Consider the following 26,206-nt stretch of genomic DNA (forward strand, 5'->3'; position numbering starts at 1 on the left):
CCTCCTTATTCAGCGGGGACAGCAGCGGTTGCTTCGGCTTTCGCCGGCGCTTTCGCCACGGTCATCCAGAGGTTGTAGCACATGATGATTGCACCGGTCAGGAACATCACACCACCAAGGCCACGGGCGACGTACATCGGGAACTTCGCGCCAACGGTGTCGGCAAAGCTGTTCACGAGGAAACCGTTCGCATCAACTTCGCGCCACATCAGGCCTTCCATGATGCCGGTCACCCACATGGATGCCGCGTACAGAATGATGCCGATGGTGGCGAGCCAGAAGTGCCAGCTGACCAGGGTCAGGCTGTACAGGCGTTCTTTGTTCCACAGCTTGGGCACCAGGAAGTACAGCGCACCAAAGGTGATCATGCCGTTCCAGCCCAGAGCGCCGGAGTGAACGTGACCGATGGTCCAGTCAGTGTAGTGCGACAGCGAGTTCACGGCGCGGATCGACATCATCGGGCCTTCGAAGGTCGACATGCCGTAGAAACCAACCGAGATCACCATCATACGGATCACGGGGTCGGTGCGCAGTTTGTCCCAAGCACCCGACAGGGTCATCAGACCGTTGATCATACCACCCCACGAAGGCATCCACAGGATGATCGAGAACACCATGCCCAGGGTCGAGGCCCAGTCAGGCAGCGCGGTGTAGTGCAGGTGGTGCGGACCGGCCCAGATGTACAGGAAGATCAGCGCCCAGAAGTGGATGATCGACAGTTTGTAGCTGTAGACGGGACGTTCTGCTTGCTTGGGGATGAAGTAGTACATCATGCCCAGGAAGCCCGCGGTCAGGAAGAAGCCCACAGCGTTGTGGCCGTACCACCACTGGGTCATCGCGTCCTGAACACCCGAGAAAAGCTGAACCGACTTCGAGCCCCAGATGCTGACCGGGATCGACAGGTTGTTCACCACGTGCAGCATCGCAACGGTGACGATGAAGCTCAGGAAGAACCAGTTCGCAACGTAGATGTGCTTTTCTTTGCGTTTGAAGATCGTGCCAAGGAAGACAATCAGGTAAACGACCCAGACGATGGTCAGCCACCAGTCCACGTACCATTCGGGCTCAGCGTATTCCTTGGACTGGGTTGCGCCCAGCAGGTAGCCGGTCGCGGCCAGAATGATGAACAGGTTATAGCCCCAGAACACGAACCATGCCGCGTTGCCGCCGAACAGTCGGGTCGCCGAGGTGCGCTGTACGATGTAGAACGATGTTGCGATCAGCGCGTTGCCGCCGAATGCAAAAATCACCGCACTGGTGTGCAGCGGACGAAGACGGCCAAAGTTGGCGTAGCCTTCTGCCCAATCAAAGTTCAGGGCCGGGAAGGCCAGCTGAAATGCAATAAAGGTCCCTGCGAGGAAACCGACAACGCCCCAGAAGGCGGTGGCGATTACGCCATAGCGAACAACTTCGTCCATGTACCCGGTTTCAACGACAAGTTTTTTACCAGGTTCATCAGTGTTGCGCAGGGTCCAGAGAAACAGGCCACCGGCCACGATCATAATGATGATGGCGTGTACCATGTAGGCCAGATCGCGTGCGTAGTTGGCGGCGATTGCTGCGAACAGCGTCACGACCCCCAGCACGGCTAGCTTGAGATAATTTATCATACCACGTCCCTTCGTCTTCCCTCGAATCCGGATCACTCCGGACACACGGGTTCCATTGACTGGGCCCATATGGCGTGTCCGGGCCTCACAATTCCTTGATCTGAGTCAAGACCGCCGGTCGCAGGTCATTCGGATTGTTGATGCATCTCAAAGTAGAGGTCCGCGAGTCGCGGTAGCGTTCACACCAGATGTCCAACTCAGGAGGACGAGATGGCTTACAAAACACTATTCACCGCTGTGACTGACCCTGCCGCTGCTGCGGCCCCTCTGGCGATGGCCAAGGCACTCTGCCGTGCGTGGGATGCGCATCTGGATGTCCTGACCATGGGAATCGACCGGACCCAGACCGGATATTACTATGCAGGTGCCAACGCGATGGTCCTGCAAGAGACCCTGCAACGCGCCCAACGCGAAGCCACGGATCTGGAAACCGAGATTCGCGAAGAGTTCAAAGCCGAGGATGTTCTGTGGAATGTCGAATCGGCTGTGGCCGCTATCGCCGATCTGGGGCGCCATGTGGCGGGCCGTGCGCGCTTTGCCGATCTGGCCGTGATGGCGCAGCCCTATGGCGAAGGCGCCGGTGTCGAACTGGAGCCCGTTCTGGAAGCGGCGCTGTTTGATGGCGACACCTCGGTGCTGATGGTGCCCGCAGGCTATGAACCCAAGACCGAGTTCAAGCGCATCGTCATCGGCTGGAACGAAAGCAAAGAAGCCCTGAACGCGGTGCGCCGCGCCCTGCCCTTGCTGAAGAAGGCAGAGTTCGTGTCCATCGCGATCATCAACCCGCCGACCCACGGCCCCGAGCGTTCGGACCCCGGCGGACGCCTGTCCGAGTTCCTGTCGCGCCACGGCGTGCATGTGGAAATCTCGGTTCTGGCGAAAACCATGCCCCGCATTTCCGACGTTCTGGCCCGCCACGCCGAAGACATCAGCGCCGATATGGTGGTGATGGGCGCCTATGGCCACTCGCGCTTCCGCGAAGCCATTCTGGGTGGCGCAACCCGCGGCATTCTGGAGAACGCCAAGCTGCCGATCTTCTTGTCGCACTAATCGGGGAGCCAATCCCTGAAAACGGAAAAAGGCGCGGACCCATTGCCGCGCCTTTTTTCATTGTCCGTTACAGATGGCTCAGGCCAGCATCCCACCGTCCGAATCGTCGCCCGCCTCTTCCAGCAGGCGGCCCATGTCGGGGATGGTGACGTGACGCTTGCCTTCCAGCTCGATCACGCCGTCACGCTTCAGGGCGCTGATCTGGCGGCTCACGGTTTCCAGCGTCAGACCCAGATAGTCGGCCATCGCTTCGCGGGTCAGGGGCAGGTCGAACACCAGACGCCCTTGGGTCGATGCCATTTTCAGCGTGGCATCGCGGCGCGCGATAATCGCCAAGAGCGAAGCAATCTTTTCCCGCGCGGTCTTGCGACCCAGCACCAGCATCCATTCGCGGGCGGCATCCAGTTCGTCCAAGGTCATTTCCAAGAGACGCTCCGCGATATGCGGGGTCTTGGCCATCATCGCCTCGAACGGTTTGCGGCGGAAGCAGCACATCACCATGTCGGTCACGGCCACCACATCATAGGCCGCGCGATCGCGCCCCGGTCGGCCCACAAAATCGCTGGGCAGCAACAGACCCACCATCTGGGTCCGGCCGTCTTCCATCGTTTGGGTCAGGGTCGAAATGCCCGAAACCACCGAACCGACAAAGTCCATCTGGTCACCGGACCAGATCACGGTCTGGCCGGCCTCGTAGCTGCGGTAGTACTTGATTTGCTCAAGCACCTCGAGCTCGTCGGTTTCGCACCGCGCGCAGACGGCACGATGACGGATCGGGCACCCATCGCAATTATGGGCATCGAATTTTAAAGTATCGTTCAACATCTTGTTCGCGCTTGATCTGGGTCAAGGATGACCCGCAAAGTCATCTTTAACGGTAGGCCCATGGATACGAAAACACAATTCGCCAAATTGGGTCTGTTTGACGCAAAAGTCCCGCGTTACACCAGCTACCCCACCGCACCGCACTTTTCGAACGACGTCACGCCGACCGATTTCGAAGGGTGGGTGAAGGCTATTCCGGCCGGGAACAGTATATCGCTGTATATCCATGTGCCCTTCTGCCGTAGGCTCTGCTGGTTCTGTGCGTGCCGCACTCAGGGCACCCAGAGCGACGATCCGGTACGTGTCTATCTACAGACACTCAAGGCAGAAATTGCATCACTTGGTCAAATTCTACCTAAGGGCGTCACTCTGTCGCGTCTGCACTGGGGGGGCGGCACGCCCACCCTGCTGGCACCCGGCATGATGACCGAACTGGCGCAGGCGATCGCGGATATTGCCCCGTTTGCAACGGATTACGAATTCTCGGTCGAGATCGACCCGAACGAGATCGACGAAGCGCGTCTTGATGCGCTGGCCGCTGCGGGGATGAACCGTGCCTCGATCGGGGTTCAGGATTTCGACGACGACATCCAGAAAACCATCGGCCGTATCCAGAGCTTTGACATCACCAAGAAGGCTGTTGAGATGATCCGCGCCCGCGGCATCACCAGCCTGAACGCGGACATCCTGTACGGCCTGCCGCACCAGACCAAGGAGCGGATCACCGAATCCGTCCAGAAGCTGCTGTCGCTGTCGCCGGACCGCGTGGCCCTGTACGGCTATGCCCACGTTCCGTGGATGGCGAAACGCCAGCAGATGATTCCGTCGGATGCGCTGCCGACCCCTCAGGAACGTCTGGACCTGTTCGAGACCGCGACCCAGCTGTTCATGTGGGACGGGTACACCGAGATCGGCATCGACCACTTTGCACTAAAGGGTGACGGGCTGGATGTGGCCCTGCGCACCGGCAAGCTGCGCCGCAACTTCCAAGGGTACACCGACGACACGGCGGACGTGCTGATCGGCTTGGGCGCGTCGTCGATTTCGCGCTTCCCGCAGGGGTACGCCCAGAACGCCTCGTCGACCTCGGCCTACACGGCGGCGGTGCGGGCGGGTGAATTTGCCACCGCGCGCGGCCACACCTTCAAGGGCGAGGATCTGCTGCGGTCCCGCATCATCGAGATGTTGATGTGCACTTTCGGCATCGACGGGGCAGAGTTGCAGCGCGATTTCGGCCTGTCGGACGCCGCTCTGATGGCGCACTACCGCGAGGTGACCGAGAAATTCGAAGGCATGATCGAAACCGTTGGATGCCAGCTGTCGATCAAGCCCGAGGCCCGCGCCATGACCCGCATCATCGCGCGCCACTTCGACACCTATGACCTCAGCAAAGCTGGCCACAGCTCTGCGATCTAAAGGCACCTGTTTCGTTGCCTAGGCCCGAGGGTTCTCTTCCCCCCTCGGGCTTTTTTTGTGCCTTAGCGGCGGCAGAGTTCCTTGATCCCCATGGCGATCTCGGGTTTCGCGGCAAGGGTATCCTGCACCCACGCCTGCGCCTCGGCCATCAGGGCATCGGGTTCGACCAAGCGGTCCACCAGCCCAAAGGTCAGAGCCTCGGTCGCGGTGATCTTTTGGCCGCCCATCAGGATCAGCTTGGTACGCGCGGGGCCGATCAGTTGGGACATGCGCACGGGGTCACTGGGCTGGGGCATAAAGCCCAGCTTCATCACGGGGTAAAAGAACTTGGCGGTCGGTACGGCCAGACGCAGATCGCAGGCCAGAACCATGCCCATCGCGCCCCCCGCCAGCGTGCCGTTCAGCGCCGCAACGGTCAGCCCCTGCACTGCAGCCACCGCCGAGGACAGACGTTCCCACACCGTATCCACCGCCAGCCCTGCGCGGGCCTCGTCCAGATCGGCACCGGCGCTGAACACTTTGCCCTCGCCGGTCAGGATCACGGCGCGGGCGTCCTTGGCGGCCTCAAAGGTATCGGCAAGGGTTCCCAGCATCTCGCGGGTCAGGGAGTTCGCCTTGTCGGGGCGGTTGATGCGGATGGTCCAAAGGTCCCCGTCGCGGGTCACGTCAATCATAGCAGTCCTACTTGTTCGCGGATGTTCTGGTCCCGCAGCGAAATCTCGTCACCGAGCCACGGATCGGCCTCGGGGCTGCACATCCAGACCAAGGCCTTGGCGGGCCATGCGGGCGGGATATGCTCGGACCAGTCAAGCTGACTGACGGGGTTGATACCACTGGCCTTGATGTCGCGCTGCATGTCTGTGGCCACAGTGCCCGGCGACAGGCCAATGGCACGGATGCCGTTCGCGCGTTCCTCTAGGTCCAGCGAACGGGTCAGCATCTGCGCCCCCGCCTTAGAGGTGCAATAGGCGCTCCACCCCTCGACCGGACGCGAGGCCGCGCCGGAACTGACGGTCAGGATGGTGCCGCCGCCCTGCGCCTTCATCACGGGCAGGGCGGCGTGCATTCCGTTGAAGACGCCCTTGATATTCACGTCGATCAGATGGCCCCACGCATCGGGGTCGCAGTCCTGCAAATGGCCGATGGGGTCGATCACGCCGGCGTTGCCCACCAGCACATCCAGACGGCCAAATGTTTTGACTGCAGCCTCGATCGCGGCCTGAACCTCCCAGTACCGACTGACATCACAGGGCACCGCCAAGGCCTGTCGACCGATCTCTCCGGCCAGCTCTGCTACCGCATCACCATTTCGTGCGGCCAGCACCACATTGGCACCAACAGCGGCGAATTCACGGGCCGCTGCCGCACCGATCCCGCGGCTTGCACCCGTAATAAAAACGCATTTTCCGGCAAATTCCGACATGAATCCCTCCTGCATTCTTTGAACATTCGTAATGAACGCCTAGGTAGAGGTCCAGATTTTCGGCCTTGACGATTTTGCGAGACAGGCACGAAGCTGCGCCCAAACGATTATTTTGAAAGGTACGTTATGACGAACCGTATTGTGCTAGGTGCTTCTGTTGCGTGGGGCGCTCTGGCGACCGCAGCAGCCGCCGACGTTACCCCCCAGCAGGTTTGGGACAACTGGGTTCAGACCCTGACCGCGAATAACAGCGAATACACCACCGCAAGCGAAACGATGGACGGCAAGGCGCTGACTATCACCGATCTGAAGATCACGCAGGCCCATGACAGCGGCTCGGCGGTGTTTACCATCCCGCAGATCGTTCTAACCGGCAATGCGGACGGCACCGTCAGCGTCGCAACCTCGCCCGAGTATGACGGGCAGGTCACCTTTACCGAAGAAGGCAAGACAACCGACATGGACCTGTACATCCGTCAGGTCGGTGCGGACATGCTGATCAGCGGCTCGCCCGAGCATCTAAGCACGGCCTACACCTCGGACGCGGTGTCTGTTGGTCTGGACGAACTGAAGCTGGACGGTAAGGCCATTCAGGACGCCGTAGTTGACCTGACCATGAACGGCCTCAAGGGCGAAACCATCGAGCAAGAGGGCGCGCGCGACTCAGCTTATTCGATGCAGAACATGACCCTTGATGTGTCGATGGTGGACCCTGAATCCAAGGACAGCGTAAAGGTTGATGCCCTGTTCAACGGGATCGAACTCGCGACCGAACTGCGCGGCGACGAAGCCGCGATGGGCGATTTCCACGCCATGGCGATGGCCGGTGCGACCGCCAAGTTCAACATGTCCTCGGCCGACAGCCGCATGAACGTGACCGGCCAGTCCGAGAACAATCCCTTTGCCGTGGCGCTGACCGCAGGTGCCAGCAGCGTGACGTCGGACGTATCCAAGGACGGTCTGGCCTACAGCAACTCGAACCAGAACCTGCACGCCACCATTGAAACCGCCGCTTTCCCCGCGCCGATCGAGCTGGACATGGCCGAGCAGAGCAGCAACCTGACCGCCCCGATCCTGCCGGGCGAGGCCCCCGCGCCGGTTGCGGCAGGTGTGGCGCTGCGTGATTTCACCATGTCGGACCAGCTGTGGGATATCTTCGACCCCGCCAAGGTTCTGCCCCGCATCCCCGCCACCATCGCGCTGGGCCTAGAAGGCGACGCGATCCTGAAGGCGCCGCTGTTCGATCCGTCCAAAGCCGATGAAATCGCCCAGATGTTCGAGACCGGCAATCCGCCCGCCACTCTGGACAACCTGCGCCTGACCGAACTGCAGATCACTGCGGCTGGTGCGACCATCACGGGCAAGGGCCAGATGAAGTTCGACAACACCGATCTGCAGACCTTTAACGGCTTCCCCCGCCCCGAAGGCGAGGTGTCCCTGCGCGCAGTTGGCCTGAACAGCCTGCTGGATAACCTTGGCAAGATGGGCATCCTGCCGCCCGAACAGCTGATGGGTCCGCGCATGATGCTGTCGATGTTCACCGTTGTGGAATCCGAAGACACCCTGACCTCGAAGATCGAGATCAAGGGCGGTGGCCAGATTCTGGCAAACGGTCAGCGTATCCGCTAATCCGCATTTCCTGCGATCACGCCCCCGTTTCCGGCGGGGGCGAACCTTGCAAGCGGGCGTGCCTCAGGCTACCTCAGAAACCTGAGTTCGGAGGTATCCCATGACGCAACGGCTAGAATCCCTCACCCAACAGCTGCTCGAGGCAGCCAAACGGGCTGGCGCAGACAGCGCCGACGCGATGGCCATTTATGGCAGTTCGACTGAAATCGACGTGCGTCAGGGCAAGCTGGAACAGGCAGAACGGTCCGAAGGGATCGACATCGGCCTGCGCGTGATGATCGGCAAACGTCAGGCCAACGTCTCGGCGTCCGACACCAGCACCGCCACCATCGAAACACTGGCCGCCCGCGCTGTCGCGATGGCCAACGAGGCCCCCGAGGACCCCTATGTCGGGTTGGCCGAACCCCGCCAATATGCCCGCGACTGGGATCTGGACGCGCTGGAGCTGTCCGACCCAACCCAAGAACCCACCGCCGCCGAACTGCAAGAGGACGCTCGCCGCGCCGAGGCTGCCGCAATGGCCCAGTCCGGTGTCACGCAGGTCCAGTCCGCCGGTGCCAGCTATGGCGCGCGCAATATCTGGATCGCGACCAGCAACGGGTTCTCTGGCGGCTATGGCCGCACGGGCCGCAGCCTGTCATGCGTTGCCATCGCCGGCGAAGGCCTGAAGATGGAGCGCGACTATGACGGGGACTCGCGGACTTTCCAGTCCGACCTGCGCTCGCCCGAAGAAATCGGTGCCACCGCAGGCCAGCGCGCTGTCGAACGCATGGATGCCCGCAAGCCCCCGACCGGCGCCTATCCGGTGATCTATGACGAACGCATTTCCTCGGGGTTGATCGGGCACCTGCTGTCGGCAGTGAACGGCTCGATGATTGCCCGTGGCTCCAGCTTCTTGCGCGATGATCTGGGCCGTCAGGTTCTGCCCAAGGCCCTGTCCATCACCGAAAACGCCCTGCGCCCCCGCCTGACCGGCTCGCGCCCCTTTGACGGAGAGGGGCTGCCCACCGCCCCCCGCACCATCGTTGAGGACGGCATCCTGATGGGCTGGACGCTGGATCTGGCAACGGGCCGCAAACTGGGCATGCCCTCGACCGGCAGCGCGGGCCGCAGCACGGGCTCGGCCCCGTCGCCGGTTGTGTCGAACGTGGCCCTGACCCAAGGCGACAAATCCCGCGAGGAGCTGATCCGCGACATGGGCACGGGCCTGTTGGTCACGTCCTTGATCGGCAGCAGCATCAACGCGACCACGGGCGACTATTCCCGCGGGGCGGCCGGCTTCTGGGTGGAAAACGGCGAAATCACCTATGCGGTGAACGAATGCACGCTGGCGGGCAACCTGCGCGACATGCTGATGCAGATGACCCCCGCGAACGACGCCCGCGCCTATCTCAGCCGCGTGGTCCCGTCGCTCTTGGTCGAAGGGTTGACCATTGCAGGCGCCTGAGGCCGATCTGGCCTTGTTGATCGAGGCGGCAGAGGCAGCGGGCGAGATCGCCCTGCGCCACTTTCGCAACGATCCCGAGGTCTGGCACAAACCGGATGATGCGGGCCCCGTGACCGAGGCCGATCTGGAAGTGGACGCCTATTTGCGCGCCACACTGACGGCCGCACGCCCCGACTATGGCTGGCTGTCCGAAGAGACCGAGGACGATCCCGCCCGCCTGAACGCCGAGCGTGTGTTCATCGTGGACCCCATCGACGGCACGCGCGCCTATATCGAGGGGCAGGATTCCTGGTCCCACTCGCTGGCGATCGCCGAGAATGGCCGCGTCACCGCCGGTCTGGTATTCCTGCCGGTCAAGGGCGTCAGCTATTCCGCCGTTCTGGGCCAAGGTGCCTTTCGCAATGGCGCGGCGCTGACCACTTCGGGGCGCGATCATCTGGCCGGGGCCGACATTCTGGCCACCCGCCCGAACATGGAGCCTCAGCACTGGCGCGTGCTGCCCCAGATCGCACGGCATCATCGGCCCAGTCTGGCCTACCGGTTCTGTCTGGTGGCCGAGGGGCGCTATGACGCGATGCTGACCCTGCGCGATGCGTGGGAATGGGACATCGCGGCGGGCAGCCTGATTGCCGCCGAATCCGGCGCGGTGGTCACGGATCGTTTGAACCAGCCCTTACAGTTCAACATGCCCGATCCGGCCAGCAACGGCGTGATCACAGCCAACCCCCTGTTACATCAAGAAATCTACCGATCGCTCAGATAACTCGGGCGGGGCGTTGCCACCCCCGATTAGCGCGGCTTGCCCCCCTGCCCGAAACACGTATGCTGCATACGTTTAATCCACCGTTTCGGTTAATTCAGACCCGCTTATGTATCGCCAACTTGCCCTTTCCGTCGCCGTCGGGCTGAAGCCCGGACGCCGCGTCGACGCGCAAACCCTGTGGGCTCCGCGCCCCGAGGGGCTGCTCTTGTGGCTGCATGCGGGCAGTGCCCCCGATCTGGCGGCCCTGTGCCATCTGATCCAGCGGCTCGAGCAACTGGAACCGATGCCCGAGATCCTGATGACCATGCAAGAGGGGCTCAGTTGCCCCTGCGCCATGCCCGATCATGTGCTGGTCCAGCCGATTCCGCAGGACAACATCGCGCAGACGACCGCCTTTGTTCAGCACTTCAAACCGGATTTCGGGCTGTACTGCGGGGCCCCCCTGCGCGCGGGCCTTTTGTGGGCGATGGAGCGGCAGAAAGTGCCGCTGATCCTGACCAACGCCCGCGCCGCAGATATCGACCCGCCCGGTTTTCGCCTGAACCGCCCCGCCCATCAGGCGCTGGCGCTGTGCTTCCAGCATATCATTTGCCGCGACCAAAGCTCGGCCCGCCGGATCAACCGCCTGCGTCCGGGTCTGTCCCCTGCCCTGCCCCTTGGGCGGCTAGAGGAAGGCGGCCTCACCCCCGAAGCCAACCCGCGCATCGTGGATCACCTGCGCCCGCAGCTGACCGGCCGCCCCGTCTGGCTGGCCGCCCACACCCGCGCGGGCGAAGAGCCCATGGTCGCCGAAGCGCAGCGCCAGATGGGCCGCTATTCCCACCGCTTGCTCTGCGTGATCGCCCCGAGCGAACCTGAGCGCGGCGTCGCTTTGGCAGACGGGCTGATGCAACAAGGCTGGCGCATCGCCCGCCGCAGCACCAACGACCCCATCACCGAGGACGTGCAGATCGTCGTCGTGGACGTTCCCGACGAAATGGGTGTGTGGTACCGTCTCGCGCCCATCACCTTTGTCGGCAGTTCGCTGGTGTCGGGCTATGGCGGGCAGGACCCGTTCGCCCCGGCCACCTTGGGCTCGGCGCTGCTCTATGGCCCCAACGTGGGCGGCTATCTGGACAGCTACAGCCGCCTTGTGAACGCTGGCGGCGCCCGCATCGTCAAGGACGCCAGTTCCTTGGCCCAAGGCCTGCAACTGCTCTTGGCGCCCGACAAAGCCGCGGCACAGGCGCACGCCGCATGGGAAGTGACCTCGCGCGGGGCCGAGGTGACTGATAAGGTGCTGGAAATCTTGCAAGAGCAACTCGACGACAAGGCATTCTGACCGATGCAAGCACCGGATTTCTGGTACACCTCGCCCGATCACCCCGACTGGCGTGCGCGCCTTTTGGCTCCTTTGGGCGCGGTCTATGCCAGCGCCACCGCCCGCCGTCTGGCCAAAGGTCCGTGGACCCGCGCCGACGTGCCGGTGATTTGCATCGGCAACCTGAACGCGGGCGGCACGGGCAAAACCCCCACCACCATCGCCATCGCCCAACGCCTGATCGAAGCGGGCCACAAACCCCACGCCGTCAGCCGCGGCTACGGCGGCACGGTGACCACCCCAACCACAGTAAACGAACGCACTCACTCAACCAAAGAGGTCGGGGACGAGCCCCTGCTGATGGCGGCCTTCATGCCTGTCCACGTTGCCCCCGACCGCGCGGCGGGCGCGACCTTGGCCGTTCAAGCGGGCGCGGATGTGATCCTGCTGGATGACGGTTTCCAGAACCCGTCCCTTCACAAGGACATCTCGATCGTCGTGGTGGATGCGGACAAAGGCTTTGGCAACGGCCGCTGCCTGCCCGCTGGCCCCCTGCGCGAACCGGTCCCCACAGGCCTGACCCGCGCCGACCTGACCCTCTCCATCGGCACGCCCGAGGCCCAAGCCCGCTTTGCCGCCGAGTGGTCCGCGCATATCCCAACGCCGCACCTGACCGGCCAACTCAAGCCCCTGCGCACCGGCATGGACTGGTCCCTGATGCCGCTTCTGGCCTTCGCAGGCATCGGCCACCCCGAGAAATTCTTTGCCACCCTGCGCAGCCTTGGCGCCCCCCTGGTCCGCGCCGAAGCCCTGTCGGACCACCAAGAACTAACCCCCGCCCTGATGCAGCGCCTCGAATCCGACGCCCGCGCCGCCGGCGCCCAACTGGTCACCACCGAAAAGGACGCCGTCCGCCTGCCCGACAGCTTCCGCCGCAAAGTCCTGACCCTCCCCGTCCGCCTAGAAATCGCCGACTGGAGCGCACTCGACACGCGCCTGAACGCCTTGGGCCTGAAAACGCCCTAAGCCTTCAGCTTGGTCCAAATACCCCCGCCGGAGGCCGCGCCGCACCTGACGCGTAGCCTTGGCGGGGAACCTCGCCGACCTTCACGCATCTTTAACCCGCGCACAGGCATCCATGCTGGAAGCCAATCGCCAGTCGTGGCATTACCTTGGCCAACAGGAACAAGGAGCGCGACATGGGCACGAAATTCGGCAAGGGCTGTCATCTGCATCTCATCGACGGATCGGCCTTTATCTTCCGCGCCTATCACGCGCTGCCCCCTCTGACGCGCAAATCCGATGGCCTGCCGATCGGGGCGGTCAGCGGCTTTTGCAACATGCTCCAGCGCTATGTCGAAGGGAACAGCGGCCCTGACGCGCCGACGCACCTCGCCGTGATTTTCGACAAGGGCAGCCACACGTTCCGCAACGACATGTACGACCTCTACAAGGCCAACCGCGAGGCTATGCCAGAGGACATGCGCCCCCAGATCCCCCTGACCCGAGAGGCCACCCGCGCCTTCAACATCGCCTGCGAAGAGATGGAAGGCTACGAGGCCGACGACATCATCGCGACCCTGTGCTGTCAGGCACGCGAGGCCGGTGGCCGCGTGACCATCGTGTCCTCGGACAAGGACCTGATGCAGCTGGTCGGTGACGGCATCGTCATGTTCGACGCCATGAAGAACAAGGTTATCGACCGCGAAGGCGTCGAAGAGAAATTCGGTGTCGGTCCCGAGCGCGTGGTGGACGTGCAGGCCTTGGCCGGGGACAGCGTGGATAACGTGCCCGGCGCGCCCGGCATCGGGATCAAGACTGCCGCGCTGCTGATCAACGAATTCGGCAGCCTCGAGGAACTGCTCGACCGCGCAGAAGAGATCAAGCAGCCCAAACGCCGCCAGACCCTGATCGAAAAGCGCGACCAGATCGAGCTGTCCAAGAAGCTGGTGCAGCTGGATTGTGCGACCCCGCTGGAGTTCACCCTAGACGATCTGGAAATCCGCGAGCCCGAGCCCGAGGTTCTGCTGGGCTTCTTGGCCAAGATGGAATTCCGCACCCTGACCAAGCGGATCGCCGACGCGCTGGACGCCCCCGCCCCCGTGATCGAGGACAAGGCCCCCGCTGCCACCGCAGCCCCCGAATCCGCGCCCGAAGAGGACGTGCCCTTTGACGCGGACAGCTATACCTGCGTCAGCGATCCCGCAGTGCTGGAGCAGTGGATCGCCACCGCCCGCGCCCAAGGTTATGTGGCAGTCGACACCGAAACCACCGCCTTGGACGAGATGGTCGCTGATCTGGTCGGCGTGTCTCTGGCCACGGCGGCTGGCAAGGCCTGCTATATCCCCGTGGGCCATACCTCGGGCGATGGGGACCTGTTCGGCGGCTCGGAAAAGGCTGCGGGCCAGATGGATTTCGACACCTGCCTTAAACTGCTGAAACCGCTGCTCGAAGACCCGTCGGTTCTGAAAATCTTTCAGAACGCCAAGTACGACATGAAGATTTTCCAGAACTACGGCATCACGGTGCAGGGCATCGATGACACGATGCTGATGTCCTATGCGCTATATTCGGGCCTGCATGGCCACGGGATGGACGCGCTGTCGGAACGCTATCTGGGCCATAACCCGATCCCGATCAAAGAGCTGATCGGCAGCGGTAAATCCATGATCACCTTCGACAAGGTCGAGGTCGAGAAAGCTGTCCGCTATGCCGCCGAGGACGCGGACATCACCCTGCGCCTCTGGCAGAAGTTCAAGCCGCAGTTGCCTGTATCCAAAGTCACTCGAGTATACGAAGGGCTGGAGCGCCCGCTGGTGCCCGTCTTGGCCCAGATGGAGCGTCATGGCGTGTTGGTGGACCGCGACACCCTGAGCCGGATGTCCAACGCCTTTGCCCAGAAGATGGCGCAGCTCGAGGAAGAGATCCACGAACTCGCGGGCGAGAAATTCAATGTGGGTAGCCCCAAGCAGCTTGGCGAGATCATGTTCGACAAGCTGGGTTATGCGGGCGGCACCAAGGGGAAAACCGGCGCATATGCCACCGGCGCGGATATTCTGGAAGACCTGTCCACCGAACACGAACTGCCCGGCCGCGTGCTGGACTGGCGTCAGGTGTCTAAGCTGAAATCGACCTATACCGACGCCCTGCAGGACCACATCAACCGCGACACGGGGCGGGTGCACACCAGCTATGTCCAGTGCGGGGCGGCAACGGGGCGTCTGTCCTCGACCGATCCGAACCTGCAGAACATCCCGATCCGCACCGAAGAGGGCCGCCGCATCCGCGAGGCATTCATCGCGCCCGAGGGCAAGGTTCTGGTCGCGCTCGACTATAGCCAGATCGAACTGCGCATTCTGGCGCATGTGGCGGGGATCGAGAGCCTGAAACAAGCCTTCCGCGAGGGGCAGGACATTCACGCCGCCACCGCGTCCGAGATGTTCGGCGTGCCGCTGGACGAGATGACCTCGGAGGTGCGTCGTCAGGCCAAGGCGATCAACTTTGGCGTCATCTACGGGATTTCCGGTTTCGGTCTGGCCCGCAACCTGCGCATTCCGCGAGCCGAGGCGCAGGGCTTTATCGACCGGTATTTCGAGCGTTTCCCCGGCATCAAGGACTACATGGATACCACGGTGAAATTCGCGCAGTCGAACCTGTTCGTCGAAACCCTGTTCGGCCGCAAGATCCACACGCCCGAGATTGCTGCCAAAGGCCCCCGTGCAGGATTCGCGAAACGCGCCGCGATCAACGCTCCGATTCAGGGAACGGCAGCGGATATCATCCGCCGCGCCATGATCCGGATGCCCGAAGCCATTGCGGATTTGCCCGCCAAAATGTTGCTACAGGTACACGATGAACTGCTGTTCGAAGTCGACGAAAACGCGGCGGATCAGCTGATTCAAACTGCAAAATCCGTCATGGAGGGCGCAGCGATGCCGGTTATCCAACTGGATGTGCCGCTTATAGTTGATGCAGGTCGTGGAAACAGTTGGGCGGAAGCCCACTGATTCTCAAAAATCTTGGAACCAAAGCGGTCCGGATGTGTTATCCTTTGGCATACTTCCAAGGATTCACATTTTGTCCGCCCCAAAAACTTTTGAGTTTATTCACCGTGGTTTAACCATCCGGTCCAGTTTTTATCAGACCCCGGCACCCGTTGATTATGTCGTGATGAACCACGGCTTCTCCAGCAACCGCTACGGGACGGGTCGACTGCTGGTCCAGATGGCGCGCGCCCTGCATCAGGACGGCTATTCGGTGCTGGCCTTTGACCGCTTGGGTCATGGCGAAAGCGATGGGGATTTTTCCGATATCACCGCCTCGGACGAGGTGCGGCAGCTGGAAACCGTGATCGAAACCATCAAGCGCCGGATTATGCGTCCGGTGCATGTGATCGGCCATTCGCTGGGGGGCATGGCCGCTGCCGTTCTGGCAGGCGAGCGACCCGACCTGATCAAATCGCTGTCCCTGTGGGCCCCCGCCGCCACCTTTGTCGAGGATATCGCGGACGGGCACATCATGGGCGATCCCTTGCCCGAGATGACCGACGACACGCTGTTCGACTTTGACGGTCAGGGTGTCGGCCCCGGCTTCGTGCGGGATGCGCTGACCTTTGATCCCTACAAGGGGATTGATCGGTTCAAGGGGCCGGTGTTCCTGCATCACGCGGTGGACGATCCGATTATCCCGATGCGCAGCACGGAAAAGTATGCGTCGATCTGGGGCAATCAGACCACGGTCCACAAATACGATGCTGGCGGTCACGGCTGGACCAAGCTTGGCCCGCGCAAGTCGCTGCTGGCGCGGACGCTCGCGGATATCGAGAGCGCATCGTTCCTGACCCGCTCGGGTTTGCGGGCGGCTTCCTGACCTGCGGCGATTTTTTCGAAATCAGCTCTTGAAGCTCTAGTGGCTAGAGCAATTACCTTGGGTCCATAGCAGCACGAAAGAGGCATCCTATGGGCCATTCGCACGACCATCACGGGCACCATCATCACCACCACCATATCGACCCGGAGGCCGGCGACCGTCAGGTTGCCTTTGCCGTGGCGATCAACCTGCTGCTGACTGTGGCGCAGATCATCGGCGGCGTGGTCTCGGGCTCAATCGCGCTGATTGCGGACGCGGTGCACAATTTCAGCGATGCGATTTCTTTGGTGATCGCGTTCTTCGCCCGCAAGATCGCCCGCCGCCCCGCAGATGCCCGCATGACCTTTGGCTACGGACGGGCCGAGATGGTGGCGGCCTTGGTCAACTACACCACCCTGATCGTCATCAGCCTCTACTTGGCGTGGGAGGGGATCGCCCGCCTGATCGACCCGCCCGCCATTCAGGGCTGGACCGTGGTGATCGTGGCAGGCATCGCGCTGGTCATCGATCTTGCGACCGCACTGCTGACCCTGCGCCTGTCCAAGGAAAGTGCCAATATCCGCGCCGCCTTTATTCACAACCTGTCGGATGCATTGGGGTCTCTGGCGGTGATCGTCGGGGGGACTCTGGTGATCCTGTATGACTGGAGGCTGGTGGACCCGATTATCACGCTGATGATTGCGGGCTACATCCTGTATCTGGCCGCGACCGAGATCGGGCCGGTCATCCGCAACCTGATGCTGGCCAGCCCTGACGGCCACGATGCCGAAGACCTGCTAGAGCATATCCAAGAGGAAGAGGGCGTTGCCGCCGCCCATCATCTGCACCTCTGGCAGATGACCGAACACGAGGCCGCGCTACAGGTGCATCTGGTGGTATCCGATCCCGATTGGCCCGCTGCGATGGACATCCGCAACCGCGTCCGCGCCATGCTGGTGGCCAAGGGGATCAGCCACGTCACCCTAGAGATCGAGCGCGCGTCCGCGGCTTGCCCCAACGCGCCCCTGATCGGGCATTAAACTGCGTCGGGCGACCGGACCACTGCGGCCACCATGCGGCGGGCCACAGGGGCCACCACCAGCACCGCCGGAAAGGCAAAGGCCCAGCTGGACGCCCACGCGCCCATCCACTCGGCGCCAAAGTTCGGCACAAAACCCAGCGCGCGGAACGTCGCGATACCGGACACGAGGCACGACATCATACCGGACAGAAACAGGCTGAACAGATAAGGGGCAAAGCGCGGGTGGATCATGGGGGACCTGCCTTGGTTCGGATAGCGGAATGCGCAGAATACCGCGCCGCCGCCCTTTGTGAAGCCGCACGCCCGCACAGACGGGCCTGCGTTATTCCAGTTCTTCGGACGGAATAATCGGGAAAAACTGCCCGCCCGACATCACGCCAAACCAGCGGACCTCTTCGTGATGACGATGCTGGCCCAGATCAATCATCCGGTAAAAGCTTTTCCGGTCGATCAGCGCCTCTAGTTCATCGCGCACGTGGACATAGGGGGACGGCTCGCCGGTTTCGGCATCGCGCACCACGCGGATGGGGTGATCCACGCCCGCCTGTGTCTGATCGCCAACGTTGGTCGTGAAAGTCAGAGTTTGATCGTCCCCTTCGCCAGAGACCTCGAAATCAATGGCGACAAAGGGCGCGTCCTCGACCACGATCCCGACCTTCTCGACGGGGGTGACCAGATAATACTTGCCGTCTTCGCGCTTCAGGATGGTGGAAAACAGTCGGACCAAGGGCGCACGGCCAATCGGCGTGCCTTCATGGAACCACGTGCCATCGCGGGCGATCCTCATGTCAATGTCCCCGCAAAAGGGCGGGTTCCACTTGTGGATCGGAGGCAGGCCCCCTTTGGACGCGGCCTGAACGGCGGCGGCGATGTAGTCTGCCGAAGGCTTCACGTTCATTTGTCCTTTAGTTCTCTTTTGCCATTTCAGGATCATGCGATACCCTTATCACTATAGCATTCCAAATCGCAGGAGCCACACCATGACCGAAACCGCCGATCTGGTGTCTGAAATCGAAACTTTCGAGGAAAAACTGGCTCTTGCCCGCGAGTCGATCACCAAACGGTTTATCGGTCAGACGCGCGTCGTGGATCTGACCCTGACCGCGCTGCTGTGCGGGGGGCATGGTCTGCTGATCGGTCTGCCCGGTTTGGGCAAGACCCGTCTGGTCGAAACCCTGAGCACCGTGATGGGTCTGGACGGCAAGCGTGTGCAGTTCACCCCCGACCTGATGCCCGCCGATATCCTTGGCTCCGAAGTGCTGGAAACCGATGCGGATGGCCGCCGCGCGTTCCGCTTCCTCGAGGGGCCTGTGTTCTGCCAGCTCTTGATGGCGGACGAGATCAACCGCGCCAGCCCGCGCACCCAGTCGGCGCTGCTGCAGGCGATGCAGGAACGCTCGGTCTCGGTGGGTGGGGAAACCCGCGCGCTGCCTGCGCCTTTCCACGTTTTGGCAACCCAAAACCCGATCGAGCAAGAGGGCACCTATCCTTTGCCCGAAGCGCAACTTGACCGTTTCCTCGTGCAGATCGACGTGCGCTATCCCGACCGCGAGACGGAAAAGGCGATCCTTTTGGCCACCACCGGCGCCGAAGAGGCTGAGGCCACTCAGGTCTTTACCGCTGCCGAACTGCTCGCGGCACAGATGCTGCTGCGCAAAATGCCCGTGGGCGACAGCGTGGTCGAGATGATCCTTGATCTGGTGCGCGCCTTCCGCCCCGAGGACCCCTCGGCCCTGCCCGAAGTGGTGGCCGATGTGTCGTGGGGCCCCGGTCCCCGTGCCGCGCAGGCCCTGATGCTGGCCGTCCGCGCCGAGGCGATGCTGAACGGCCGCCTTGCCCCGAACGCCGAGGATGTGGCCGCGATGGCTGCGCCCGTGCTGCGTCACCGCATGAACCTGACCTTTGCCGCCCGCGCCCGTGGGCAGCGGCTGGATGATGTGATCGCCCGCGGCGTTGCCCGCATCACCGGACAAGAGGCCGCTGCGTGACCGAAGCCCCCCACCTGCGCAGCCGTGCCGAAGGTCTGGCCTCTGCGTATCCGCCGCTTCTTGCCAGCGCCGAGCGTTTGGCCGCGAACGTCCAGTTGGGCGATCACGGGCGGCGTCGGTCCGGTTCGGGGGATGCCTTCTGGCAATATCGCCCGCTGCAAACCGGCGATGATGCGCGCCTGATCGACTGGCGCAGGTCCGCACGGGGGGATGAACAATTCATCAAGCAGCGCGAATGGCAGGTGGCCCAGTCGGCGCTGCTGTGGGTGGATCAGGCGTCCTCGATGAACTTTGCCAGCAGTGACAAGGTCACGACCAAGGCCGAACGCGCTCGCTTGATCGGCATGGCCACCGCGATCCTGTTGGTGCGTGGCGGGGAACGGGTGGCTTTGGGCGCTGTGCTGCCCCCTCGGCGCGGGAATGGCCAGCTAGAGCGTATCGCGACCGCGCTGGTACAGGACCGCCCCGACGATTACGGCATCCCCGATTTGTCCCCGATGGTGCCGAACAGCCGCGCGCTGATCATTTCCGACTTTCTCGGGGATTTGGGGCCGCTCAAACATGTGCTGACTCGCGCCGCTGGCCGCGGCATTCGCGGGGCGCTGATGCAAGTCCTTGATCCCGCCGAAGAGGAATTCCCCTTCCGTGGCCGCACCGTGTTCGAGAGCATGACGGGCAGTGTCCGCCATGAAACCCTGCGCGCGGATACCCTACGCGACCGGTATCTGGAACGGTTGGCCGAGCGAAAGGCCGAACTGGCCGATCTGGCGCTGAACACCGGCTGGCTGGTCGGCCATCACCACACGTCGGAGCCCGCCCAAAGCGCGCTTCTTTGGGTCTATCAGGCCGTACAAGGAGCCCGCTGATGACGGTTTTCGGGGCATTGGGATTTACCGCGCCGTGGCTTCTGGTGGGCCTGCTGGCCCTTCCGGTTCTGTGGTTCCTGCTGCGGGCCGTGCCGCCCGCGCCTGTGCGCCGCAAGTTCCCCGCCGTCTCCCTGCTGCTGGGGCTCAAAGACGACGAACACCAGAGCGACAAGACCCCTTGGTGGCTGCTGCTGCTGCGCCTGTTGGCCGTGGCGGCGGTGATCATCGGTCTGGCGGGGCCTGTTCTGAACCCCGATGCGCGGCAGTCGGGCCGTGGTCCGCTGCTGGTGCTGATGGATGCCACATGGGCCAGCGCCCCCGATTGGCGCGGCCGCATGGCGCGGCTGGAACCCATGATCGCCGAGGCTGGCCGCAATGGCCGTCCCGTCGCCGTCATGGCCCTGACCGCGCCTTCCCCCGCGACCTTTGCCGATGCCTCTGTGGCGATCGAAGGGCTGCCCGGCCTGAGCCCCGCCCCGTGGGACCCGCGTTTTGATGCTGCCTTGCCCGAGGGGGATTTTGAAACGTGGTGGCTGAGTGACGGGCTGGACTATGCGGGCAGAGAGGGGCTGGCTGACCGCCTGCGGGACCACGGCCCCCTGACCGTGTTCGACACCGGCACCAACCCGACCGCCCTGCGCCCCGCCGCGTTTCAGGACGGAGAGATCGCCCTGACCGCCCTGCGCCTGCGGCCCGCCCCGTCGGAAACCCTGACGATCTCGGCTCTTGGCCCTGATCCGGCGGGGATCGAGCGGGTTCTGGCCACCGGAGAGGTCAGCTTCGAAGACGGCCAGACCGAGGCCTCGACCACGCTGGACCTGCCCGCCGAATTGCGCGCCCGCATCAACAGGTTCTCGCTGGATGGGGCGCGCAGTGCAGGCGGCGTGACCTTGGCCGACGACCGCTTGCAACGGCGCGAGGTTGCTCTGATCGACGGCGGCCGCAGCCGCGAGGCGATCGACCTGTTGTCCCCCCTGCATTACCTGCATCAGGCGCTGGAACCGACCGCCGACCTGCTAGAGGGCGGATTGGATGACATTCTGCCCGCCAACCCCGACGTGATCATTCTGGCCGACGTCGCCCGCCTTGCCCCCAAAGAGGAAAAGGCCCTGCTGGACTGGGTCGAAAAGGGTGGCCAACTGGTGCGCTTTGCCGGTCCGCGCCTAGCCGCCAGTGATGTTTCACGTGAAGCCGAGGACCCCTTGATGCCCGTCCGCCTGCGGGCCGGTGGCCGCACCGTTGGCGGTGCCATGAGCTGGGGTGACCCCAAAACGCTGGCCCCCTTTGCCGAGGATAGCCCCTTTGCCGGCCTGCCCACGCCCGATGATGTTCAGGTGACCTCTCAGGTCGTGGCGCAGCCCGATCCAACGCTGGCCGACCGCGTGATCGCGAGCCTGAGCGACGGCACACCGCTGGTCACGCGCAAGGCGGCTGGTGCGGGGCAAATCGTGTTGTTCCACGTGACCGCCAATGCGGAATGGAGCAACCTGCCGCTATCGGGCCTCTTCGTTCAAATGCTGGAGCGTCTGTCGATTTCGTCGGTCACCGCCCGCCCCACCGCCGAGCAACTGGAGGGCACCACGTGGCAACCCGCTCAAGTGTTGGACGGGTTCGGGCGGCTTGGCTCTGGGGATGCGTTGCCCGGTGTGGCGGGGCCGCTCCTGTTCACCGCGCCCTTAGGGCCGGACCTGCGCCCCGGCCTTTATGAAACCGAGGATCGCCGCCTGTCCCGCAACCTGATCGAAGAAGAAACCACCCTGACGCCCGCCGTTTGGCCAGCGAACGTATCGGTGACCCCGCTGGTCGCGCCGGATGCGCAGCCCTTGGGCGGGTTCCTGTTGTCGCTGGCGGCGCTGCTGCTTGCGCTCGATCTGCTGGCCTCGCTTGCTGTCGGGGGCCGTTTGCGCGGTGCCGCTGCGGCACTGGCGGTGCTGATGTTGGCCTCTGTGCCGCATGAAACACGTGCGCAGGACGCGGATACACCCGTCCCCTCGGAAGAGTTGATGGCAGCGGACGAAGTCACGCTGGCCAATGTCCTGACCGGCGACAAAGCCTTGGACGATCTGGCCTACGCCGCGATGAAGGGCCTGTCGCAGACCCTGTTCGAGCGGACCTCGGTTGAACCTAACGCCCCGCGCTCTGTGGATCTGGAGCAGGACGAACTGGCCTTCTACCCGCTGCTGTACTGGCCGATCAGCGCCAATCAACAGCGCCCCTCGGACGAGGCCTATGTGAAGCTGAACCAGTATCTGCGCGGCGGCGGAATGATCCTGTTTGACACCCGCGATGCGGACACAGCCCGCCTTGGCGCGAACTCGCCCGAGGGGCGCAAGCTGCGCGAATTGGCCGAGCCTTTGGACGTGCCGCCGCTGGAGCCTATCCCAGCGGACCACGTGCTGACCCGCGCCTTCTACCTGCTCCAAGACTTCCCCGGTCGCTATAACAGCCGCGATGTCTGGGTCGAGGCCGCCCCCGAAGACGCCGAGCAGATCGAGGGGATGCCCTTTCGCGACCTGAACGACGGGGTCACGCCGGTGATTTTCGGCGGCAACGACTGGGCCAGTGCGTGGGCGATGGATGATCGGGGCTATGCCCTGCGCACCGTTGGGCGCGGCTACACCGGCGAGCGTCAGCGCGAGATGGCGTTCCGCTTCGGCGTGAACCTTGTGATGCATGTGCTGACGGGCAACTACAAATCGGATCAGGTCCACGTGCCTGCGCTGCTGGACAGGTTGGGCCAATGAACTACGAAATCGCCTTTGCGCCGCTGGTGCCGATGTGGGTCGTCTATGGGGCGGCGTTTCTGGCCGTTGCGGTGATGGTGCTGGCGCGGGTGCGGCGGCTGTCGGGTTGGTTCCTGCGGGGGCTGGCGCTGGCGGTAATTGCCGTGGCCCTGTCCGGCCCCGCCCTGCAAGAAGAGACCCGCACGCCGATGACCGACATCGTCCTGCTGGTCGAGGATCGCAGCGCCAGCCAACGCCTGTCCGACCGCGCCGACCAAACCGCCGAGGCCGCCGAAGCGCTGGCCATCCGTCTGGCTGAACGCCCCAATACCGAGGTCCGCCGGATTACCGTGGGCGACGGGCAGGATAACGCGGGCACCCAGCTGATGACCGCCCTAGCCGACGCCATCGCCGAGGAACCCAAGGCCCGCATCGCCGGTGCCATTCTGCTGTCCGACGGGCGCTTGCATGACTTGGCTGCCCTACCAGACTTGCCCGCGCCCTTGCATCTGATGCTGACGGGGCGGGACACGGATTGGGACCGCCGCCTGATCGTCAGCAACGCCCCCGCCTTTGCCATTCTGGACGAGGAAATCACCCTTACCCTGCGGGTCGAAGATCAGGGCGCCGTCCCCGCTGGCATCGGCCCCGCTCAGCTGTCGGTTTCGGTGGATGGGCGTGCGCCCCAGACCGTGATGGTGCCGATCGGGCAGGACATGGAATTGCCGCTGAAGCTGCCTCATGCGGGGCGGAACGTCATCGAATTCAAGGTCGCCACCGCCGAGGGCGAGCTGACCGACCGCAACAACAGCGCCCTTGTCCAGATGAACGGCGTGCGGGACCGCTTGTCGGTGCTGCTGGTGTCTGGCGTACCCCATGCGGGCGAACGCACGTGGCGCAACCTGCTGAAGTCCGACAGCTCGGTCGATCTGGTCCACTTCACCATCCTGCGCCCACCGGAAAAGCAGGACGGCGTGCCTGTGACCGAGCTGTCGCTGATCGCCTTTCCCACGCGTGAGCTGTTTCTGGAAAAGATCAACGATTTCGACCTGATCATCTTTGACCGCTACAAACGGCGGGGCATCCTGCCCGCGCTCTATTTGGATAACGTCCGGAACTATGTCGAGAATGGCGGCGCTGTGCTGGTGTCTGCGGGACCGGATTATGCCAACGTGGACAGCCTTTATCGTTCGCCGCTTGGGGTGGTGTTGCCCGGTGAACCGACAGCGCGCGTGATAGAAGAGGCGTTCCGCCCTCATGTCACCGAACTGGGCCAGCGCCATCCCGTGACCGAGGGCCTTGCCCCCCTAGAGGGGGAACCCGACTGGGGCCGCTGGCTGCGTCAGGTGGACGTGGACCCCAAGGATTCCGACGTGGTCATGACCGGGGCCGATGACAAACCCTTGCTGCTGCTGAACCGTGTGGGCGAAGGGCGCGTGGCGCTGCTGGCCTCGGATCAGGCGTGGCTCTGGAGCCGCGGCTTCGAAGGGGGCGGTCCCCAGATGGAACTGCTGCGCCGCTTGGCCCACTGGATGATGGGCGAGCCGGAACTGGAAGAAGAGGCCCTGACCGCCACCGCGACCGGCCAACAGATCCGCGTGATCCGCCGTTCCTTGGCCGGTGATGTGGGGGCGGTGACGATCACTGCACCCGACGGCACCGAAACCGAACTGCCCCTGACCGAGGTGTCCCCCGGCCATTACGAGGCGCTGTTCGACGGGCCGGAGATGGGTCTCTATCGTCTGAAAGAGGGCGAGCACGAGACGGTCATCGGCCTTGGCCCCGCCGCCCCGCGTGAATTCGAGGAAACCATCGCCAGCGGTGATCTGCTGGAGCCTGTTCTGGCCTCGACCGGAGGTGGTGTCTGGAAGGTGACCGACGGCATCCCCGCCATCCGCGAGGTGAACGCGGGTCGCCCCGCAATCGGGCGCGGCTGGATCGGCATCACCCCCCGCGACGCGACCGAGGCCCGCGATATCAGCCGCGTGCCGTTGCTGCCCGCTTGGGCGGTGCTTCTGGTGCTGTCGGTGCTGATTATCGGTGCCTGGATGAGAGAGGGGCGGAACTGACCGCCCCTATTTCAGCTTCAGCATAAAGCGGTCCTTGGACCAGCCATCGCGCCGACAATGGGCGCGGATAAAGACTTTGCGAATGCCATCAGGGACCGAAACGCCAGACAGGGACCGTGTCAGGGGCTGTTCTTCGGGATGGGGGTGCAGCAGGGTGCGGCGCTCTATTTCGGTGCCGTCGCGGGTCTCGATCGACCAGAAATCAACGAAATGGTCCCAACCTGTGTCGCTGTGGGACACGGTCACCTCGATCCGCCATCCCAAGCCCTCTTTCTGGGCGGTGGCAGACAGGATCTGAGGCTCATCGGCCTTGGTCTGGCCAGCCAGTAGAATCGCGATGAACAGGGCTGGGAAAACCGATTTGCATCTCATGCCAGTATGTTAGCACGAGAAAATCGTCACGGGTGTCACAAGCCCGTGGGGGGCGGCATCCCGTCGTTCTGCTCCATCAGGACAGAGCGCGACCGGGACGTGAACTCGCGCCGCCACAGCACGCTGACGGTGAAGGCCGTGGCAATGAACAGCGCCCAAGGGCCCGCCAGCCAAGCCGTGGAACACAGGGCGAAATAGACCGACCGAAGGCCACGGTTGAACGCCCGCGCGGCCGAGATGTTCAGCGATGCGGCCTTGGTTGCGCGGGGCATGGCGTAGGGGCTGTTGCCGTCATTCGGGACGCTGGCCATGAGCACCGCGCAGTAGCCAAACAGGCGGTTGGACCACACAAACTTGAGGAACGCGTTGGTCAGAAAGACCATGGTGAGCAGCAGCTTGAATTCCCAGACTACGGCGGGTGAGTCGTCCAGCCTCAGGTCGCGGGCGACGCCGACCAACTGCTCGGAATTGCCGATGGCCGCGAACCCGCCGCCCAAGGCGATCATGCTGGCTGACGCGAAAAAGCTGGTGGCCTGACGCAGCCCGCTCAGGACTTGGGCGTCGAAAATGCGGGGGTTCCGATCGACCATCTGGCGCATCCATTCGCGCCGGTATTCGGCCATAAGCACCGACACGGACGGGGTTTTCCCCGGATTTTCGATGCGCCAACCGATGCCGATCCAGCAGATCAGCAGCAACGCAACGGCGGCGTAATCAACGGTGGCAAAATAGCTGAGGCGGTCCATCCAAATCATGGCTGAAATCTAAACTGACCAGCTGCGGGTTGCCAGATGGAAAAATTGGTTATATTTTTTGACCAGTATCGCAAGGTCCC

General features: G+C 63.3%; 22 protein-coding genes. 14 read left to right on the top strand and 8 right to left on the bottom strand.

Going from position 1 to position 26,206, the window contains the following annotated elements; all coding sequences use genetic code 11:
• Nucleotides 1–5 precede the first annotated feature (5 nt).
• On the bottom strand, nucleotides 6–1,610 hold the full coding sequence (ccoN, locus tag HJ536_RS02870; protein ID WP_177156582.1) for a cytochrome-c oxidase, cbb3-type subunit I: 1,605 nt from the start codon (nucleotides 1,608–1,610) through the stop codon (nucleotides 6–8).
• 210 nt (nucleotides 1,611–1,820) lie between these two features.
• Between ccoN and HJ536_RS02875 the strand changes: the two genes are divergently transcribed.
• On the top strand, nucleotides 1,821–2,660 hold the full coding sequence (locus HJ536_RS02875; protein WP_177156583.1) for a universal stress protein: 840 nt from the start codon (nucleotides 1,821–1,823) through the stop codon (nucleotides 2,658–2,660).
• 78 nt (nucleotides 2,661–2,738) lie between these two features.
• Here the strand turns inward: HJ536_RS02875 and fnrL are convergent, their stop codons facing one another.
• Nucleotides 2,739–3,485 carry a transcriptional regulator FnrL gene (fnrL, locus tag HJ536_RS02880; protein ID WP_177156584.1) on the bottom strand — a complete coding sequence of 249 codons (747 nt, stop codon included), beginning with the start codon at nucleotides 3,483–3,485 and terminating at the stop codon, nucleotides 2,739–2,741.
• 60 nt (nucleotides 3,486–3,545) lie between these two features.
• Between fnrL and hemN the strand changes: the two genes are divergently transcribed.
• Nucleotides 3,546–4,901 carry an oxygen-independent coproporphyrinogen III oxidase gene (hemN, locus tag HJ536_RS02885; protein WP_177156585.1) on the top strand — a complete coding sequence of 452 codons (1,356 nt, stop codon included), beginning with the start codon at nucleotides 3,546–3,548 and terminating at the stop codon, nucleotides 4,899–4,901.
• 62 nt (nucleotides 4,902–4,963) lie between these two features.
• Here the strand turns inward: hemN and HJ536_RS02890 are convergent, their stop codons facing one another.
• Both HJ536_RS02890 and HJ536_RS02895 read right to left on the bottom strand, forming a co-directional pair.
• On the bottom strand, nucleotides 4,964–5,575 hold the full coding sequence (locus HJ536_RS02890) for an enoyl-CoA hydratase/isomerase family protein (protein ID WP_176852524.1): 612 nt from the start codon (nucleotides 5,573–5,575) through the stop codon (nucleotides 4,964–4,966).
• The gene (locus tag HJ536_RS02895; RefSeq protein WP_177156586.1) at nucleotides 5,572–6,324 is read right to left on the bottom strand and encodes an SDR family oxidoreductase; all 753 of its coding nucleotides are present in this window, start codon (nucleotides 6,322–6,324) and stop codon (nucleotides 5,572–5,574) included. The genes HJ536_RS02890 and HJ536_RS02895 overlap by 4 nt, the downstream gene beginning before the upstream one ends.
• 126 nt (nucleotides 6,325–6,450) lie before the next feature.
• Between HJ536_RS02895 and HJ536_RS02900 the strand changes: the two genes are divergently transcribed.
• The 8 genes from HJ536_RS02900 (at nucleotide 6,451) to HJ536_RS02935 (ending at nucleotide 17,351) form a co-directional block, all read left to right on the top strand.
• A complete protein-coding gene (locus HJ536_RS02900) occupies nucleotides 6,451–7,953 on the top strand; it encodes a hypothetical protein (protein ID WP_177156587.1) in 1,503 nt (500 codons plus the stop codon).
• Nucleotides 7,954–8,053: 100 nt separating this feature from the next.
• A complete protein-coding gene (locus HJ536_RS02905; protein ID WP_177156588.1) occupies nucleotides 8,054–9,400 on the top strand; it encodes a TldD/PmbA family protein in 1,347 nt (448 codons plus the stop codon).
• The gene (locus tag HJ536_RS02910) at nucleotides 9,387–10,163 is read left to right on the top strand and encodes a 3'(2'),5'-bisphosphate nucleotidase CysQ (RefSeq protein ID WP_177156589.1); all 777 of its coding nucleotides are present in this window, start codon (nucleotides 9,387–9,389) and stop codon (nucleotides 10,161–10,163) included. Before HJ536_RS02905 ends, HJ536_RS02910 begins: the two co-directional genes overlap by 14 nt.
• Before the next feature lie 106 nt (nucleotides 10,164–10,269).
• A complete protein-coding gene (locus HJ536_RS02915; protein ID WP_177156590.1) occupies nucleotides 10,270–11,484 on the top strand; it encodes a 3-deoxy-D-manno-octulosonic acid transferase in 1,215 nt (404 codons plus the stop codon).
• Nucleotides 11,485–11,487: 3 nt separating this feature from the next.
• On the top strand, nucleotides 11,488–12,489 hold the full coding sequence (lpxK, locus tag HJ536_RS02920) for a tetraacyldisaccharide 4'-kinase (RefSeq protein ID WP_177156591.1): 1,002 nt from the start codon (nucleotides 11,488–11,490) through the stop codon (nucleotides 12,487–12,489).
• 173 nt (nucleotides 12,490–12,662) lie between these two features.
• The gene (gene polA, locus HJ536_RS02925; protein WP_177156592.1) at nucleotides 12,663–15,470 is read left to right on the top strand and encodes a DNA polymerase I; all 2,808 of its coding nucleotides are present in this window, start codon (nucleotides 12,663–12,665) and stop codon (nucleotides 15,468–15,470) included.
• A 163-nt stretch (nucleotides 15,471–15,633) separates the two neighbouring features.
• Entirely contained in the window at nucleotides 15,634–16,332 is a 699-nt protein-coding gene (locus HJ536_RS02930; RefSeq protein ID WP_176852496.1) for an alpha/beta hydrolase, read from the top strand.
• Nucleotides 16,333–16,421: 89 nt separating this feature from the next.
• Nucleotides 16,422–17,351, top strand: a complete 930-nt coding sequence (locus HJ536_RS02935; protein WP_177156593.1) for a cation diffusion facilitator family transporter — start codon at nucleotides 16,422–16,424, stop codon at nucleotides 17,349–17,351.
• On the opposite strand, the gene HJ536_RS02940 is transcribed toward HJ536_RS02935, so the two are convergent.
• Both HJ536_RS02940 and HJ536_RS02945 read right to left on the bottom strand, forming a co-directional pair.
• On the bottom strand, nucleotides 17,348–17,584 hold the full coding sequence (locus HJ536_RS02940) for a DUF2798 domain-containing protein (protein ID WP_176852498.1): 237 nt from the start codon (nucleotides 17,582–17,584) through the stop codon (nucleotides 17,348–17,350). The two genes, HJ536_RS02935 and HJ536_RS02940, sit on opposite strands and share 4 nt — an antisense overlap.
• A 91-nt stretch (nucleotides 17,585–17,675) precedes the next feature.
• Nucleotides 17,676–18,251 (bottom strand): DUF1285 domain-containing protein, encoded by a 576-nt coding sequence (locus HJ536_RS02945; protein WP_177156594.1) that lies wholly within the window; start codon nucleotides 18,249–18,251, stop codon nucleotides 17,676–17,678.
• Nucleotides 18,252–18,333: 82 nt separating this feature from the next.
• Here HJ536_RS02945 and HJ536_RS02950 point away from each other — a divergent pair, with 82 nt between their 5' ends.
• Genes HJ536_RS02950 through HJ536_RS02965 form a run of 4 tightly spaced genes read left to right on the top strand, consistent with a single transcriptional unit; the run spans nucleotide 18,334 to nucleotide 24,999 of the window.
• Nucleotides 18,334–19,341: an AAA family ATPase gene (locus HJ536_RS02950; RefSeq protein WP_176852500.1), complete on the top strand. Its 1,008-nt coding sequence runs from the start codon at nucleotides 18,334–18,336 to the stop codon at nucleotides 19,339–19,341.
• A complete protein-coding gene (locus HJ536_RS02955; protein ID WP_177156595.1) occupies nucleotides 19,338–20,207 on the top strand; it encodes a DUF58 domain-containing protein in 870 nt (289 codons plus the stop codon). Before HJ536_RS02950 ends, HJ536_RS02955 begins: the two co-directional genes overlap by 4 nt.
• The gene (locus HJ536_RS02960; RefSeq protein ID WP_177156596.1) at nucleotides 20,207–22,951 is read left to right on the top strand and encodes a DUF4159 domain-containing protein; all 2,745 of its coding nucleotides are present in this window, start codon (nucleotides 20,207–20,209) and stop codon (nucleotides 22,949–22,951) included. The genes HJ536_RS02955 and HJ536_RS02960 overlap by 1 nt, the downstream gene beginning before the upstream one ends.
• Complete coding sequence (locus tag HJ536_RS02965; RefSeq protein WP_177156597.1) at nucleotides 22,948–24,999, top strand: hypothetical protein; 2,052 nt, start codon at nucleotides 22,948–22,950, stop codon at nucleotides 24,997–24,999. The genes HJ536_RS02960 and HJ536_RS02965 overlap by 4 nt, the downstream gene beginning before the upstream one ends.
• A gap of 6 nt (nucleotides 25,000–25,005) precedes the next feature.
• Here HJ536_RS02965 and HJ536_RS02970 read toward each other — a convergent pair whose 3' ends face one another.
• A complete protein-coding gene (locus HJ536_RS02970; RefSeq protein WP_228028612.1) occupies nucleotides 25,006–25,371 on the bottom strand; it encodes a hypothetical protein in 366 nt (121 codons plus the stop codon).
• A 35-nt stretch (nucleotides 25,372–25,406) separates the two neighbouring features.
• The gene (locus HJ536_RS02975; protein WP_176852504.1) at nucleotides 25,407–26,126 is read right to left on the bottom strand and encodes a DUF599 domain-containing protein; all 720 of its coding nucleotides are present in this window, start codon (nucleotides 26,124–26,126) and stop codon (nucleotides 25,407–25,409) included.
• Nucleotides 26,127–26,206: the final 80 nt, after the last annotated feature.

It is taken from the genome of Donghicola mangrovi, assembly GCF_013377535.1.
Taxonomy (GTDB): domain Bacteria; phylum Pseudomonadota; class Alphaproteobacteria; order Rhodobacterales; family Rhodobacteraceae; genus Donghicola; species Donghicola mangrovi.